The sequence below is a fragment of the Enterobacter asburiae genome (assembly GCF_024599655.1).
In the GTDB taxonomy this organism is placed as follows: Bacteria; Pseudomonadota; Gammaproteobacteria; order Enterobacterales; family Enterobacteriaceae; genus Enterobacter; species Enterobacter asburiae_D.
On the sequence record NZ_CP102247.1, the window covers coordinates 3,386,214 to 3,402,189 of the forward strand.

The window sequence follows — 15,976 nt, forward strand, 5'->3', positions numbered from 1 at the left end:
CGGCACTCCCTCACAGCGGCACAAAGAACCTAAACCGTGCCCCGCTCGCCGACTCCATCAGCCTTATCCCGCCCCCGTGCAGCTCCAGCATCCGCTTAACGATTAACAGCCCCAGCCCGCCGCGATTCTCCCGCGATGCCTGGGTATTCAACGCCGATGGCCGCTGGAACAGATCGTCGCGCAGCGAGGCGTCCACGCCCGTTCCGCTGTCAGCCACTTCGACCTGCAGCCGTTCATTCTCCTGCCAGACCGCCAGACGAATTTCCCCGCCGCCAGGCGTATGGCGCATCGCGTTATCGAGCAGGTTGGTCACCACGCGTTCGATCATCGACACATCGGCGTTAATCAGCGGCAGCGGTCCCGGCACGTCAATATGCAGATTCACCTCGCGCGTGCGGGCGGTGAGCTCAAACTTCTGCGCCACGTCGGAAATCAGCTCCCCCATCGCGAAACGCTCGCGCTGCGGCTTAATGCCGCCGTGCTCAAGACGCGCCAGCTCAAACAGCTGCTGCGACAGATGACGGACCTTTTGCCCCTGACGCAGCGCGGTGGCGAGATACTGCTGGTGCTCCTGCGGCGTCAGCGTGGCGGATTTTAGCGACAGGGTTTCCAGATAGCCCAGCAGCGAGGTCAGCGGCGTACGGAGATCGTGCGAAATGTTGGCGATAAACTCCCGGCGCTGGCGATCGCTGTCGGCCAGCTGGTCCCACTGGCGGGTGATTTTGCGCGCCAGCTCGATAAAGCTGTTGCGCAGGATCGCCACTTCATCCTTTGCCGCCGCGTCCGACGGCTGAACGGCCAGCTGCCTGATAGCGCTGATGCTGTCCTGCTCCAGCCCGGCGACTTCGACCGTCAGCTGTTTTACCGGGCGCGTGACCCAGTACCAGACCAGTAAACCTGCCAGCAGGCCAAACAGCGCAACCCACAGCAGTGACCACAGCACCGTGCTCCACAGCGCCTTGTGCCAGGCCATCTCCGCCAGCGCGTTGGACTCCTCGCCCTGCAAAATAATGTACAGGTAGCCTTTTAGCTCGCCGTCCTGCCGCAGCGGCGTGGCGCTAAAGACCTTTTTGTTTTGACTGCGCGGGTCGTCGCCCAGGATCGGTATAGCGGTACCGCTCAGGAAGGTCTGAACCGGCGCCAGGTCGATTTTTTGTCGCTGAATGTGGCCCGGCGGTGCGGCATCGGCCAGGATATCGCCGTCCGGGGAGACGACATACAGCTCAACGCTCGGATTAAAGGTCATCAGCCGGTCAAACAGCGGCTTGAGTGCCGTTCGGTCGACCCTGCCCTGCGCGTCCAGAATCGCTTCACGCTGAACGATCTGCTGCGCCAGCCCGCCCGACAGCCGCTGCACCATCGCGTTACCGTACTGCGTACTGGTGTAGAGCTGTACCGCGCAGGCGACGGTCGCGCAGAGCATCATCAGCAGAATGAACAGCAGCGTCAGGCGCTGGCTCAGGCTAAAGCGCCGCATCATGATTTGGCTCCGCAAATTTATAGCCCTTGCCCCAGACGGTGCGAATAATCTCCGGCTCGGCGGCGTCCTTCTCAATCTTGATGCGCAGGCGGTTGATATGGGTGTTAACGGTGTGCTCATAGCCTTCGTGCTGGTAGCCCCAGACCTGCTCCAGCAGCGCCAGACGCGAAAAGACTTCGCCAGGATGACGGGCAAAGAAGTACAGCAGCTCGAATTCGCGCGGGGTGAGATCCACCACCTGGCCGTGAAGCAGCACGCTGCGCGCCAGCGGATCGATGGTCAGACCGTGGGCATGAATTTGGCCGTCGGTTTGCGCCTGTCCCATCGCCTGCTGGCGGCGGAATAGCGCTTTGATGCGTGCAATCAGCTCCTGCACGGAGAACGGCTTAGCCAGATAATCATCGGCGCCGGTTTCCAGCCCGGTGATGCGGTCGGTTTCGCTGCTGCGGGCGCTGATGATGATCACCGGCAGGTAGCGCGTCATCTGACGGATGCGGCGGCAAATCTCCAGACCGTCAACGTTGGGCAGCATCAGGTCGAGGATCACCGCGTCCCACGGCTGTTTTTCAAGGCGCAGTAAGGCATTGCCCCCGTCGGGCTCGTGGGTGATGGCGTAGCCTTCGTCTTCTAAATTGAGTCGCAGAAGCGCCGCGATATCGTGGTCGTCTTCCACCAGCAGGATCTGCTTCATGGGTAAGCCTTCAATCATTTCTTATGACGTAAGCTTACCTGATTTCGAGCGGGGGAAGAGTTCACATTTTGTTGAACTTTTGAAGGCTAACAAACCATTCAAACCGGTCCCCTCTGTATTTTCTGAATCAGCCTCGCAGGATTTAACTTATCCTTGCTACCCCTCTTTTTATTAAGTTTTTACAGGCGTATGTTCACCTCACACCAGCAAAATCTGGTGCCGGGATTGGCATCCTGCATAACATACTGACGGCGTGATACTTTTTTTACGCTGTGCGTCCGGTTACACTTCAATGGTGAGTCGGACGAGGGCGCTGAAAAGCGCGCCGGTTCTCAGTATGTCCGGTTATGCCAACCTCGTCCGACTCCGCCACCAAAGAAAATTGGCATTTTCAGTGGCGGTGACAAACCAACATACTGAGGATGTTTATATGTCTATTGTCTCGTCTTTTTCAGACACACTTCTCACACTTCCTGTTCATCACAATACCGATTTCACCGATCTGGCCGACAACTGCCAGCGCTACTGCGAAGCGCTGGTTGAAGAAACCGATCCTGCCAGAAAAATCGCGCTCTGTAGCCGCCTCGCCGCCTGTCTTGCCTTACTCCGCCCGATGCTGCTGGAGCCTGTGCCGGAGCATTTGTATGAACGATTAACGGTGGATGTTTTCCCGGAAAACGAACCCGCGTTCAACGCAGAGCCTGATCAATTGTGCCGTTACTGTGAGGAGATTACGCAACTCTTAATTGGGGGAGTACTTGCGCCGGAGTCAGCCCGCGTGATGGGTGATCTGCTCTTTGAGTTGACAGGCTATTTTGCCGACCAGTTGAAAGCACCACGCTGGCTAAATACAGAGGCGGGAGTCGCATTACTGGGTTGAGCAAACAAAGCCGGGTGGCGGCTACGCCTTACCCGGCCTACTCCAGATTGTAGGCCCGGTAAGCGCAGCGCCACCGGGCGATGTTTAGGATTAGCGCGTTTTCACCAACAACGTCAGCACTTCATAATGCGCGGTATGCGGGAACATATCGAAAAGTTGAACGCGTTCAATGCGGTAGCCCGGTAGATGAGCGATATCTTTCGCCATGGTCTGCGCGTTACAGCTGGAATAGACGATGTACTCCGGTGCCATCTGGCTCAGGTAGTCGCACAGCGCGTTCCCGATGCCGCGGCGCGGCGGGTTCACCAGCACCAGCTCCGGCACGTTGCCCTGGCCGGTCGCAAACTGCGTGGAGTCCAGCGCCTGGAAGTGCAGATTCGTTAACCCCAGCTCGGCGGCGGACTGTTTCGCGCAGGCAATCGCTTCGGCAGAGATCTCAATTCCGGTGAGCTGCATTTCTGGCGTGGCGCAGTGCAGGCCAAAGCCGCCCACGCCGCAGAAGAGATCCCACATATGCTGGATGTTTAACGCACGCACCCAGTCGCGGGCGGTGGCGTACAGGCTGCTTGCCACGGTCGGGTTGGTCTGGAAGAAACTTTGCGGGCGGATCCACAGCGGCACGCCGTTGAAGCTTTCGGCCAGCGCATGCTGCTCGGAGAAGAAAATCTCTTTCTCCCCTTCCATGATCGCCATATGCACCGGCTGAATATTCGCCGTAATGACCTTAAGCTGCGGGAGCTGCGCCTGCAGCCACGGCAGCGCCGCGCGCAGCTGCTCGAGCTTGGCTTCCGAACGCAGCACGAAGCGCAGCATCATGCCGCCGTCTTTCTGGCTTTCCGTCAGCAGAAGGTATTTTAGCTCGCCGCGCCTGCGGGCGACGTTATAAGGCGTTAACCCTGCACGCGCAATAAAGGGTTTCAGTGCGGCAAAGACGGGCTCAAATGAGGCGGGATACAGCGGGCAGTCGGTTAAGTCTTCCGGCGTGCCGTCGCGGTGCAGCATCCCCAGCAGCGGTTTTTCAACGCTGCCGCTGACCACCATTTTGGCTTTATTACGGAAACCCTGCTCCGGGCCGCTGACGGGTGCGCACCACTCGCCCACCGCATGCGCTGCCAGCAGCTGTTGCAGGTCGGCCATTTTGGCGGTGAGTTGTTGAGAGACCGGCTGTTCTATCCACTGACAGGAGCGGCAGCGTCCGGCGTCATAGAGTGCGCACTGCATATGAAAACCTTAAGGATCACGAGGGCTGCGATTATACACATTATTGCAGGCGGAAGAACCGCCGACTGGAGGCGGGGATAAAAAGCAGGAACAGAACCAGCATGTCCGGGAGTTTTTGCATAAACAGCGCGCGCAGGATCTCGCGTTTGGATTCACCGGCAATGCTGAACAGCTCCGGGTAGCCGTATCCCAGCGAGGCGGCCCACAGATAGCTGGCGGCGGTAATTTGCGTCAGCAGGTAGATCCAGCGCGCCCAGTTGCGCCCTTTGACCAGCGAAAACGCGCAGTAGATCTCGATAAACACCAGCACCAGGCTGCTCAAAAAGACCAGCGTCAGATTCCACGTCTGTACGCTGCGGTGAATGAATTCACCGATGCCGCGCACGCCCAGGGTGTTCAGAATCATCAGCACGTCCAGGCAGCGGATCATAATAATGGCGAGCGCCGCCACCTGAACCAGTGCAGGTACGTTAGGTCGCGCGTGCGTAGAACGTGATTTTTTTAATAATCCCAATGTTTTACTTCCCTGAAAAACAGTGCCGCGTCATGCGCGGCACATCACTGGAAATTTTAAATCCTTCAGCCGCGTCTTGCACGCTGGATATCGCGCACGCGCTGCTTTTCCGCGCGCGCCATCAAATACCAGGCGATAAATCCGACAATTCCGACCACGCCGAGGATGATAGAGGCCAGGGCGTTGATCTCCGGGTTGACCCCCATGCGTACGCTGGAGAAGACCAGCATCGGCAGCGTCGTCGCGCCCGGTCCGGAGACAAAGCTGGCGATAACCAGATCGTCCAGCGACAGCGTGAACGCCAGCAGCCAGCCGGAGATCACCGCCGGCATAATCATCGGCAGGGTGATGATGAAAAAGACCTTCAGCGGCGTCGCGCCAAGATCCATCGCCGCCTCCTCAATGGAGCGATCCAGCTCGCGCAGGCGCGAGGAGATCACCACCGCCACGTAGGCCGTACAGAAGGTGACGTGCGCCAGCCAGATGGTGAGCATGCCGCGATCCGCCGGCCAGCCGATGGCGTGCGCCAGGGCCACGAACAGCAGCAGCAGCGCGAGACCGGTGATCACATCCGGCATCACCAGCGGGGCGGTGATCATAAAGGCGAACCCGTTCGAGCCGCGAAAACGTCCGAAGCGCACCATCGCCAGCGCGGCGATCGTACCCAGCACCGACGCCATGGTCGCCGCCAGAGCGGCAATGGTCAGGCTCAGCCCCACCGCACTCATCATCGCATCATCGTGGAACAGCTCGCTGTACCAGCGCGTCGACCAGCCCGCCCAGACCGTCACCAGCTTGGAGCTGTTGAAGGAGTAAATCACCAGCATCAGCATCGGCGCATACAGGAAGGTAAAGCCGACAACGAGGATCGCTATCCGCCACGGGGAGCGTACTACCGGTAAGTTGTTCATCCGTGATCTCCCATCTGTTTCTGCTGATGCTTGTGGAACCACATGATCGGCACGATCAGCAGCAGTAACATCACAATCGCCACCGCAGAGGCCACCGGCCAGTCGCGGTTATTGAAGAACTCCTGCCACAGCACGCGGCCAATCATGATGCTGTCCGGGCCGCCGAGCAGTTCCGGGATCACAAACTCCCCGACCGCCGGGATAAAGACCAGCATTGACCCGGCGATAATGCCGCCTTTGGTCAGCGGGACAATGACGCTGAAGAAGGTTTTTAGCGGACGGGCGCCGAGATCGAGCGACGCTTCCACCAGCGAGTAATCAATACGCGTCAGCGCCGTGTAAATCGGCAGCACCATAAACGGCAGATAGGCGTACACAATGCCGATATAGACCGCGAGGTTGGTGTGCAGGATCGTCAGCGGCTGATCGATCACCCCAAGCCACATCAGAACGTTATTCAGCACGCCGTTATTTTTCAGGATCCCCATCCAGGCGTAAACGCGGATCAGGAACGAGGTCCACGACGGCAGGATCACCAGCAGCAGCAGGATATTACGCGTCGACGGCTTGCTGTGCGCCACCGCCCACGCCAGCGGGTAGCCCATCACCAGGCAGCAGAGCGTCGAGATCGCCGCCACCTGCAGCGACTGCAGATACGCTTCGAAATAGAGCGGATCGTCGGTGAGCTGCAGGAAATTGCCGAGATTGAGCGTCAGCGTCAGCTGCCCGTCGGCCCAGTCCAGCAGGTTGGTATAGGGCGGGATCGCCCGCGCCATTTCCGCCAGGCTTATCTTGAAAACAATCAGGAACGGTAGCAGGAACAGCAGGATCAGCCACACGTACGGCATGGCGATCACCAGCTTGCGGCCGTGTTTCATCTGCATGCGCGTCAGAAAACCGGCAAAGGCGCCCGGCTTTTCTGCGCGGGCTGGAGGTTCAAGTGTGCTCATGATCGCTCCTTATACCGTCAGCACGACGCAGCTGTCAGCGTCCCAGCACAGGCGCACTTCGTCACCCCAGGTCGGCTGCCCCTTGCGATAGCGATGTTCGTTCTGTAGCTGCGCGCTGAGCATCTGCCCGCTTTTCAGACGCACATGGTAAATAGACAGATCGCCCAGATAGGCAATGTGGACCACTTCGCCCACGGCAAAGTTATAGCCATCGGCAGGCGGATCCTCACAGAGCATGATCTTCTCCGGACGCAGCGCGACGTAGACCGGCACGTTATCCACCACCGAGTTATCAGGATCGACCTTAAGCGGATGCTGCAGCCCCGGCGATTCGATGACCAGCCCATCCTCCTGACGATCTTTCAGCAGCCCTTCGAAGACGTTAACCGAGCCAATGAACTCCGCGCTGTAGCGGGTGGTCGGGTGCTCATAAATCTCTTCCGGCTCGCCGATCTGCACGAACTTCCCGCGGTTCATGATCGCGATTCGTCCGGCCATGGTCATCGCCTCTTCCTGGTCGTGGGTCACCATCACGCAGGTCACCCCCACGCGCTCGAGGATATCCACCACTTCGAGCTGCATACGGTCGCGCAGCTTTTTATCCAGCGCGCCCATCGGCTCATCGAGCAGCAATAATTTCGGCCGTTTTGCCAGACTGCGGGCCAGGGCCACGCGCTGGCGCTGGCCGCCGGAGAGCTGGTGCGGCTTACGCTTCGCGAACTCCTGCATGTGCACCAGGCTCAGCATTTCGGCCACGCGCGCGGTAATTTCGGCCTTCGGCAGCTTGTCCTGCTTCAGGCCAAAAGCGATGTTCTGCTCCACCGTCATGTGGGGAAACAGCGCGTAGGACTGGAACATCATGTTAATCGGCCGCTGATACGGCGGCACGCTGGAGAGATCCACGCCATCGAGCATGATTTGCCCGGCGGTGGGCTGTTCAAAACCGGCCAGCATACGCAGCAGGGTCGATTTACCGCAGCCAGATGCGCCCAGTAGCGCGAAAATTTCGCCTTTGTAGATAGTCAGGCTGACGTCGTCCACGGCATGCTGGCCATCGAAAGATTTGGTGAGGTTACGAATTTCAAGAAGCGGGGTCAGCGCTTTACGGACTTTCGCCTGCGGGCGGGGGATCGCGTCATTCACGGGGTGTTCTCCGGCATAGATCAATACTGGTGCAAACGCACCGTCAGGGTGCGCATCGCCGGACGGCGCTAACGCCTGCCCGGCCTACGGGTTTTGTAGGCCCGGTAAGCGATAGCGCCACCGGGCAACAACACCAAACGCCGTTATTTACCGCTTTTCACCTTGGTCCACGCGCGGGTACGCACGCGGTCAATTTTTGGATCCTGAACTTTCAGGGTGAAGAGCTTGGCGAACACATCCGCCGGCGGATAGATAGCCGGGTTGTTACGGATTTCTTCGCTTACCAGCGGCACGGAGGCCTTGTTACCGTTCGCGTAGTAAACGTGGTCGCTGATGTGGGCGATCACCTCAGGACGCATCAGGTAGTTGAGGAACTGATAGGCTTCGTCTTTGTTTTTCGCATCAGCCGGCATCGCGAAGACGTCGAAGAACGCCAGCGCCCCCTCTTTCGGGATGAAGTAAGAGACGTTCACGCCGTTCTTCGCCTCTTTCGCGCGGTTAGCCGCCTGCCACACGTCCCCTGCCCAGCCAATCGCGACGCAGATGTCGCCGTTTGCCAGGTCGTTGATGTACTGAGACGAGTGGAAGTAACGAATGTTTGGACGCAGCTTCAGCAGCAGATCGGTCGCCGGGCCGGTGTAATCATCGGCTTTACTGCTGTTCGGGTCTTTGCCCAGGTAGTTCAGCACGGTGGCGAAAATCTCTTCCGGCGCATCGAGGAAGGAGACGCCGCAGCTTTTCAGCTTCTCAAGGTTTTCCGGCTTCAGCACCACATCCCAACTGTCCAGCTTGACGTCCGGGCCCAGCACCGCTTTGACTTTATCAACGTTGTAGCCGATGCCGGTGGTCGCCCACAGGTAAGGCATGGCGTATTTGTTGTCCGGGTCATGCTTAGCCACCAGCTTCAGCACTTCCGGATCGAGGTTTTTCCAGTTCGGTAACTTGCTCTTGTCCAGCGGCTGGAAGACGCCTGCCGTCAGCTGGCGCTCGAGGAAGCTTGCGGAAGGCACCACGAGATCAAACCCGGTGCTGCCCGCCATCAGTTTTCCTTCCAGCACTTCGTTAGAATCGAAAACGTCGTAGACCACTTTAATGCCGGTCTCTTTTTCAAAATTCGCCACCGTGTCCGGCGCGATATAGTCAGACCAGTTGTAAACGTGCAGCGTTTTTTGTTCCGCAGCGAGCGTGCCGGCAGAGACGGCCATCAGAGCACCCGCAACCAGACCCGATAACCATTTTTTATTCAAGGCGATCATATCTTTATTCCTTCTGAAAGCTCGTTAACAAACGAACTAAAACTGTGCAATCTGAAGATATGCAATAATCATGCATAGTTTGTCGCTCTGCCCAAAATAAAAAGAAACCTCTTTACCCGGCAGTTTCCGCTCGCTTTTTTAAGCACCGCAAGAATAACTGTAGCCCGTGTCTCCGGCTATAGCCCAGACGAAAAAACGCCTTTTATCAATTTTTTATGCAGGTTATGTCTACGTGATAAGCCGAAACGGCCTTCAGGGAGGTGAAAAATTCTTTAAAGAAAGGTTAAAAGCAGCAGAAAAAATGGCCTTCTGCAGCCGCTATGGCAGCGACTGCGCAAAAGTCAGACAGGCTTAGTGGAGAAAATTGGGAGATGCATCATTATTCTCTGCATCATCTTCCGCGCTATACAGCAGATGGTGTGCATTGGCTTCCATCATGACCATGGAAATTTGCTCTTCACTCAAGCGCATAAACCAGGCGAACTGCTTGAAGGACAGCCCGGCACCGGAGAATAAAGACTGGCAAACGACCAGTTTTGGCAGATTATCATCCTGTATGTCGAGAAATGCTTTCACCGTCAAAGAACTGGCGTTGATCGCCGACAGGTCGGAGGCCAGCGCCAGCAGCGCAGACGGCTTCACTTCGGCCAGCGCGGAGAAAAGGATCACGTCGTTAATGAGATCGATTTTGGCATCGAAAATGCCGTCGAAATTCTGCATATGAGGCAGATGCAGCGCCTGGCAGGAATCGCATTCGAAGAACGTAATTCCGGCATCATCAAGCCATTGACGTAACGTATCCAGTGTAGGTACGACCTGTAAATCCATCGCTGTGCAGCCTCTTTAGTAAAAACTTCGCATAGGGTACTCAAAAAGCGCGCGGTAATCCATTTAACCGCCCGTTTTCAGACAGTAACCCGGCGTGGCATGACGCTCGATCCATGAGATCATTTTACCCGCAATATCGACACCTGTGGTTTTTTCCACGCCTTCCAGCCCCGGCGAGGCATTCACCTCCATGACCAGCGGCCCCGCGTCGCCCGCAGAAGATCTACGCCCGCTACGTCCAGCCCCAGAGTTTGCGCCGCTTTGACGGCAATTTCCCGTTCGCGATCGCTGATATCAGCGATTCTTGCAATGCCGCCCCGGTGAAGGTTAGAGCGGAAATCTCCCTCTTTCGCCTGGCGCTCAATGGCCGCCACTACTTCATTTCCGACCACGAAGCAGCGAATATCGCGCCCTTTCGCCTCTTCGATGTACTCCTGCACCAGAATGTGGGCATTCAGTCCCCGAAAGGCGTCAATCACGCTCTCCGCCGCCTGGCGCGTCTCCGCCAACACCACGCCAATGCCCTGCGTACCTTCCACCAGCTTGATGACCAGCGGCGCACCGCCCACCATGTCGATAAGATCGCTGGTGTCGTCAGGTGAATGGGCAATACCCGTGACAGGGAGATCGATCCCCTGACGGGCGAGCAGCTGCAGCGAGCGCAGCTTGTCGCGGGCGCGGGATATGGCGACGGATTCGTTGAGCGGATAGCTGCCCAGCATCTCGAACTGGCGCAGCGCGGCGGTGCCGTAGTAGGTAATCTGGGAGCCGATGCGGGGGATGACCGCATCAAAATGCGGCAGCTTGCGGCCTTTGTAGTGAATCGACGAGGCGGCCGGGTCGATGTTCATATAGCAGGACATCGGGTCGAGGATCTCAACCTGATGCCCGCGTTTCGCCGCCGCCTCACGCAGGCGTTTACATGAATAGAGCGTTCCATCCCGGGACAATATGGCAATTTTCACCCTGCACCTCTCTGAAGACATGGAAAAAGCCTGCGTATCATATACGCAGGCAAGCGCAGGAGGAATGGACTATCGCGTCGCCCATCCCTGTTTGTGCAGGTAATCAAGAATAAACGGGCGATTTTCTTTAATGATGGTGCGACGAATATGGTCAGTCCAGGTATCGCGACGGTTATTGCTGCCGCGCGTCATGTAGTAGTTCGCCAGCTCTTCATCATAGTGATTCAGGACGTCCTGATCGACCGGCTGGTAGTGGTTTTCGTGCACCAGCATCGCCGCAGGAATGCGCGGCTTGAGGTCCGGGTTATCCGCAGGCCAGCCGAGGCACAGGCCGAACAGCGGCAGCACGTGTTTTGGCAGCTTCAGCAGCTCGGTCACGTTTTCGATGTTGTTACGCAGACCGCCGATGTAGACGCCGCCTAACCCCAGCGACTCCGCCGCCGTGAAGGCGTTTTGCGCCATCAGCGCGGTATCCACCACGCCCAGCAGCAGCTGTTCGGCCAGCCCCAGCTCGGCCTCAGGGCAGATCTGCAGGTGGCGGTTAAAGTCGGCGCAGAACACCCAGAACTCCGCCGCCTGAGCCACGTGCTTCTGCCCGCCGGTCAGCGTGACCAGCTGCTCGCGCATGGCCGGGTCGGTGATGCGGATAATGGAACTGCACTGCAGAAAGCTGGAGCTGGAGGTCGCCCTGGCGCTGTCAATTATCGCGGCACGCTGAGCCTCGGTAATCGGCTCATCGGTGAAGTGGCGAATGGAACGGTGGGAACGGAGCAGGTCAATCGTTGGTGTCATCTTGTCTCTCTTTGTCTTGCTTAAACCTTATGCCAGCCAGTATAGGCAATGATTTACGTGATGTAATTGGCGAAACATAGCCTGACTGTATCAAAGCGACAGGCGAAACCTTCTTTAATGGCGGCAGGTTATCGGGCACTATATGTCCTATTCGCCGTCAGGCTTGTTTTTTGAGGAGAGAGAAATGTTTGCAGTAATTTTTGGTCGTCCAGGGTGCCCTTACTGTGTGCGCGCGAAAGAGCTGGCTGAGAAACTGACCGAAGAGCGCGATGACTTCAACTTCCGCTACGTGGATATCCACGCGGAAGGCATCACCAAAGCGGATCTCGAAAAAACCGTCGGCAAGCCGGTTGAAACCGTACCGCAGATCTTCCTCGATCAGAAACACATCGGCGGCTGCACTGACTTTGAAGCTTACGCCAAAGAACATCTGGGCCTGTTTGCCGCTCAGTAATGCTAAAACGCCCTCACCCTGAGGGCGTTTTTAATTGTGGTGCCGTCGATGCTTAATCAGACTGCACACAAACAAATAGCACAGCGCGCCAAGGGCGCACCAGAAGACGCCGCTCAGCAACCACGCCAGCTCCTGCCAGAAACTTCTCGTCGACACATACAGCAAGCGCATCAGCAGCAGACACAGCGGTGCCGCCAGTATGGCGCCCAGCAGCGGTTTCGCCACCTCCCCTTTACGGGAGAGAAAACTGGCCGCGGCACCCGGCAGCGTAAAAAAGAGCAGCCCCAGCTCCGGATGGCCCGACGCCCTGAATGCCCCTTTCACATTAAAAGCGAGCGACATGCACACGACGGTGAACAGCAAAAAGCAGCTGATCACCCCCGCCCAGTTTCGTTTAATGTTCAAACTATCCTCCTGACTTATCTCTATCAAATATACCTTCGTCGGGTAGACGCCCAGTCAGATAAAGCAGTGCGGCAATCCTTGCCAAAGTACGCACAGGGTGATGCGATAATCAGTAGCTGTCAGTAGCTAATGCGATTAAACTACACGCCAGCTAATGTTTTAGGGAATAAAGCAGGAAACAGGGAGCGTTAACGCCTTTCCCTGACCCAGAAAACAGTAGCCCAAATAGTCCTTTCATTCAACAACTTACTGGTAAACAAGAAGTTAGCCTCCGTGAATATAAACGTCGCAGACTTGTTAAATGGGAATTACATCCTGTTATTATTTGTGGTACTGGCGCTGGGCCTTTGCCTGGGTAAATTGCGCCTGGGTTCAGTTCAACTTGGTAATTCCATTGGCGTTTTAGTCGTCTCCCTATTATTAGGCCAGCAGCACTTCAGCATTAACACGGACGCGCTCAACTTAGGTTTTATGCTGTTTATTTTTTGTGTTGGCGTGGAAGCAGGACCGAACTTTTTTTCAATTTTCTTCCGCGACGGCAAAAATTATCTGATGCTGGCGCTGGTGATGGTCGGCAGCGCGCTGCTGATCGCCTTAGGGCTGGGTAAACTGTTTGGCTGGGATATCGGGTTAACGGCCGGTATGCTGGCAGGCTCCATGACCTCCACCCCCGTGCTCGTGGGTGCCGGTGATACCCTTCGCCATTCCGGCATGGCTGGCGCGCAGCTCTCTACCGCGCTCGACCACCTGAGCCTCGGCTATGCCCTGACCTATCTGATTGGTCTGGTGAGCCTGATCGTCGGTGCACGCTACCTGCCAAAACTGCAGCACCAGGATCTGCAGACCAGCGCCCAGCAAATCGCACGCGAGCGCGGCCTGGATACCGATTCCAAACGTAAAGTCTATCTCCCGGTGATCCGCGCCTATCGCGTTGGACCGGAGCTGGTGGCATGGGCTGACGGCAAAAACCTGCGCGAGCTGGGGATTTACCGCCAGACAGGCTGCTACATCGAACGTATCCGCCGCAACGGCATTCTGGCGAACCCGGACGGCGACGCGGTACTGCAGATGGGCGACGACATTGCGCTGGTGGGTTACCCGGACGCCCACGCCCGTCTTGACCCGAGCTTCCGTAACGGCAAAGAGGTGTTCGACCGCGACCTGCTCGACATGCGTATCGTCACCGAAGAGATCGTGGTGAAAAACCATAACGCCGTGGGCCGCCGTCTGGCGCAGCTGAAGCTGACCGACCACGGCTGCTTCCTCAACCGCGTGATCCGCAGCCAGATTGAGATGCCTATCGATGATAACGTCGTGCTCAACAAAGGCGACGTTCTGCAGGTCAGCGGCGACGCGCGACGCGTGAAAACCGTTGCCGACCGCATTGGCTTTATCTCCATTCACAGCCAGGTCACCGACCTGCTGGCCTTCTGCGCCTTCTTTATCGTCGGCCTGATGATCGGGATGATCACCTTCCAGTTCAGCAACTTCAGTTTCGGCATCGGTAACGCCGCCGGGCTGCTGTTTGCCGGGATCATGCTGGGCTTCCTGCGAGCGAACCACCCGACTTTCGGCTACATTCCCCAGGGTGCGCTGAACATGGTGAAAGAGTTCGGTCTGATGGTCTTTATGGCAGGCGTGGGCTTAAGCGCGGGTAGCGGTATCGGCCACAGCCTGGGTGCCGTCGGCTGGCAGATGCTGGTGTCTGGACTTATCGTCAGCCTGGTGCCGGTCGTTATCTGCTTCCTCTTCGGCGCCTACGTGCTGCGCATGAACCGCGCCCTGCTCTTCGGGGCGATGATGGGCGCGCGTACCTGTGCGCCGGCCATGGAAATCATCAGCGATACCGCGCGCAGCAACATCCCGGCGCTGGGGTATGCGGGCACGTACGCTATCGCTAACGTACTGCTGACGCTGGCGGGTACGCTGATTATCATCATCTGGCCTGGACTCGGATAACTCCTAAGAATGCGCGTATCGGAAAATATTTTTGTTACGCGCAGAACTTTTTTATCAGGGGGCAGTCATAACTAGTGCCACTGCTTTTCTTTGATGTCCCCAATTTGTGGAGCCCATCAACCCCGCCGTTTTGGTTCAAGGTTGATGGGTTTTTTGTTGCCTGAAAACTACCACTCTTTGAATCAATGGCTTAAGCCAGCACTTCCCTTACATGGCGACATCGTCGCGGTAGAACTTTTTATGTGGTCATAATCAGTAATAAAAACCTGCCTGCGGTGTGTCAGTATTCAGTAAGCTAACTCTTCCGGCATTCCTTTCGGATTCTGGAACAAGCCATTCAATATCGAACTCTTCTATTTTCACCTCGAACACCAGACAGATTGTATTTAGGTTAAAAAATATCAGGTCATTGTCCTAAAAAGCCTCTGCTTGTCATAAACATGATCGGCTTTGAACTTCCATACTAGCGACGGGCATACGCTGGAGCGGATAGAAACACGCGATGGAGGGAACAGGAATGAAGTTTTCACGGGCAGTAATGGCAATTGAACTCATCGTACAGGTCTTAGTGCATGCAGCAAAAAATCGCTCTATTGAGCTGAAGAGCGAGGCCAGTAAACATGTACCATTCTGAAGAGATCATCCGCCAACTTCAGAGCCAAAAGATACTGGCAATGAAGCTGGACCGAGCGGTACGTGATGTAGGCGAAGAGGTAAAGAGCCAGTTGAATAATATAGGTGCCGGTGCGCAACGCCTGCTGTACTACACCTCCTGCTTTACTGATGAATATTATGATGTATGCACCAGACAAAATCTGGAGGACGCTCGCTTCCGAAAGGGCATATTTCATCTCGTTTCTCGCTGGAACATCGTCTTTGACCTAATCAACACGTACATTGAGGAGCTGGTTAAGGATTATTCCCCGGCAGATTTATCAGCGATACAGCATGCTCTGATGCGCGCTAACGTTTATATATCCACCAGCACGCTAACCTCGTATTCATTCTCTGCAGGCGTCGCATCGACTGTTTGCCTCTATGTGAGCCTTCCACCTTCAGGGTTAAAGATCGTTTCAGGATTGACGGGCGCGGCTATAGGCGGGCTGGGGATATATGGGGTTGTGCAAAAGGCTGCTGACAGCGCTCACCGCCTGCAAGTGATGCATCCGGCATACTATCAAGCGTTATACCTGCGAGAGCTGGAGATGATGTATTTCCTGGTGGAGCCTGCGTTTATGCGCGCGGGGGTGCTAACCCAACAGTGGACGGATGGACAAAGCCCTTATGATGTTGCAGACACGATCCTGAAGCTAATGGGTAGACACTGATGGGCTTTCTAAGACGCTGGCTCAAATCTCAGGCTCAGTTTTTCTTCTGGACCTATGTCCCCATCATCCTCACGTTCATTTTTGGCTTTGTCCTTGACGCTTACTTCCCTGAGGTTAGCCAGGGATTCATCCTCCTGTTTTACCTGGTAACACTGGGACTGGCTTACTGGATATGGCATTGAGGAACATCAATGCGTTA

General features: G+C 56.5%; 15 protein-coding genes and 1 pseudogene. 4 read left to right on the forward strand and 12 right to left on the reverse strand.

Going from position 1 to position 15,976, the window contains the following annotated elements; translation table 11 throughout:
* Window positions 1–10 precede the first annotated feature (10 nt).
* Window positions 11–1,480 (reverse strand): sensor histidine kinase, encoded by a 1,470-nt coding sequence (locus NQ230_RS16165; protein ID WP_257258216.1) that lies wholly within the window; start codon window positions 1,478–1,480, stop codon window positions 11–13.
* Complete coding sequence (locus NQ230_RS16170; protein ID WP_257258217.1) at window positions 1,464–2,171, reverse strand: response regulator transcription factor; 708 nt, start codon at window positions 2,169–2,171, stop codon at window positions 1,464–1,466. The genes NQ230_RS16165 and NQ230_RS16170 overlap by 17 nt, the downstream gene beginning before the upstream one ends.
* A 430-nt stretch (window positions 2,172–2,601) precedes the next feature.
* Here NQ230_RS16170 and NQ230_RS16175 point away from each other — a divergent pair, with 430 nt between their 5' ends.
* Complete coding sequence (locus tag NQ230_RS16175; protein ID WP_257258218.1) at window positions 2,602–3,051, forward strand: hypothetical protein; 450 nt, start codon at window positions 2,602–2,604, stop codon at window positions 3,049–3,051.
* Between the two features lie 90 nt (window positions 3,052–3,141).
* Here the strand turns inward: NQ230_RS16175 and rlmC are convergent, their stop codons facing one another.
* From rlmC to nfsA, 9 genes and pseudogenes are all read right to left on the reverse strand, one after another.
* Window positions 3,142–4,272: a 23S rRNA (uracil(747)-C(5))-methyltransferase RlmC gene (gene rlmC, locus NQ230_RS16180; protein ID WP_257258220.1), complete on the reverse strand. Its 1,131-nt coding sequence runs from the start codon at window positions 4,270–4,272 to the stop codon at window positions 3,142–3,144.
* A gap of 40 nt (window positions 4,273–4,312) precedes the next feature.
* Window positions 4,313–4,786 carry a YbjO family protein gene (locus tag NQ230_RS16185; RefSeq protein WP_257258222.1) on the reverse strand — a complete coding sequence of 158 codons (474 nt, stop codon included), beginning with the start codon at window positions 4,784–4,786 and terminating at the stop codon, window positions 4,313–4,315.
* 65 nt (window positions 4,787–4,851) lie between these two features.
* Complete coding sequence (gene potI, locus NQ230_RS16190; RefSeq protein WP_257258224.1) at window positions 4,852–5,697, reverse strand: putrescine ABC transporter permease PotI; 846 nt, start codon at window positions 5,695–5,697, stop codon at window positions 4,852–4,854.
* A complete protein-coding gene (gene potH / locus NQ230_RS16195) occupies window positions 5,694–6,647 on the reverse strand; it encodes a putrescine ABC transporter permease PotH (protein ID WP_257258226.1) in 954 nt (317 codons plus the stop codon). Before potH ends, potI begins: the two co-directional genes overlap by 4 nt.
* Window positions 6,648–6,656: 9 nt before the next feature.
* Window positions 6,657–7,790 (reverse strand): putrescine ABC transporter ATP-binding subunit PotG, encoded by a 1,134-nt coding sequence (gene potG / locus NQ230_RS16200; RefSeq protein WP_024907855.1) that lies wholly within the window; start codon window positions 7,788–7,790, stop codon window positions 6,657–6,659.
* Window positions 7,791–7,933: 143 nt separating this feature from the next.
* On the reverse strand, window positions 7,934–9,046 hold the full coding sequence (potF, locus tag NQ230_RS16205) for a spermidine/putrescine ABC transporter substrate-binding protein PotF (RefSeq protein WP_023335062.1): 1,113 nt from the start codon (window positions 9,044–9,046) through the stop codon (window positions 7,934–7,936).
* Between the two features lie 351 nt (window positions 9,047–9,397).
* A complete protein-coding gene (locus NQ230_RS16210; protein WP_003858385.1) occupies window positions 9,398–9,874 on the reverse strand; it encodes a YbjN domain-containing protein in 477 nt (158 codons plus the stop codon).
* 63 nt (window positions 9,875–9,937) lie between these two features.
* Window positions 9,938–10,839, reverse strand: a pseudogene (rimK, locus tag NQ230_RS16215) (30S ribosomal protein S6--L-glutamate ligase).
* A gap of 69 nt (window positions 10,840–10,908) precedes the next feature.
* The gene (nfsA, locus tag NQ230_RS16220; protein WP_213821933.1) at window positions 10,909–11,631 is read right to left on the reverse strand and encodes an oxygen-insensitive NADPH nitroreductase; all 723 of its coding nucleotides are present in this window, start codon (window positions 11,629–11,631) and stop codon (window positions 10,909–10,911) included.
* A gap of 184 nt (window positions 11,632–11,815) precedes the next feature.
* Between nfsA and NQ230_RS16225 the strand changes: the two genes are divergently transcribed.
* Complete coding sequence (locus NQ230_RS16225; RefSeq protein ID WP_006809455.1) at window positions 11,816–12,085, forward strand: GrxA family glutaredoxin; 270 nt, start codon at window positions 11,816–11,818, stop codon at window positions 12,083–12,085.
* Between the two features lie 30 nt (window positions 12,086–12,115).
* On the opposite strand, the gene NQ230_RS16230 is transcribed toward NQ230_RS16225, so the two are convergent.
* Window positions 12,116–12,490, reverse strand: coding sequence for an inner membrane protein YbjM (locus NQ230_RS16230; RefSeq protein WP_121425695.1), 375 nt, complete (start codon window positions 12,488–12,490; stop codon window positions 12,116–12,118).
* Between the two features lie 273 nt (window positions 12,491–12,763).
* Here NQ230_RS16230 and NQ230_RS16235 point away from each other — a divergent pair, with 273 nt between their 5' ends.
* Together NQ230_RS16235 and NQ230_RS16240 are read left to right on the forward strand one after the other, a co-directional pair.
* Window positions 12,764–14,449: an aspartate:alanine antiporter gene (locus NQ230_RS16235; RefSeq protein ID WP_014169303.1), complete on the forward strand. Its 1,686-nt coding sequence runs from the start codon at window positions 12,764–12,766 to the stop codon at window positions 14,447–14,449.
* A 620-nt stretch (window positions 14,450–15,069) separates the two neighbouring features.
* On the forward strand, window positions 15,070–15,777 hold the full coding sequence (locus tag NQ230_RS16240) for a hypothetical protein (protein WP_257258233.1): 708 nt from the start codon (window positions 15,070–15,072) through the stop codon (window positions 15,775–15,777).
* Window positions 15,778–15,976: the final 199 nt, after the last annotated feature.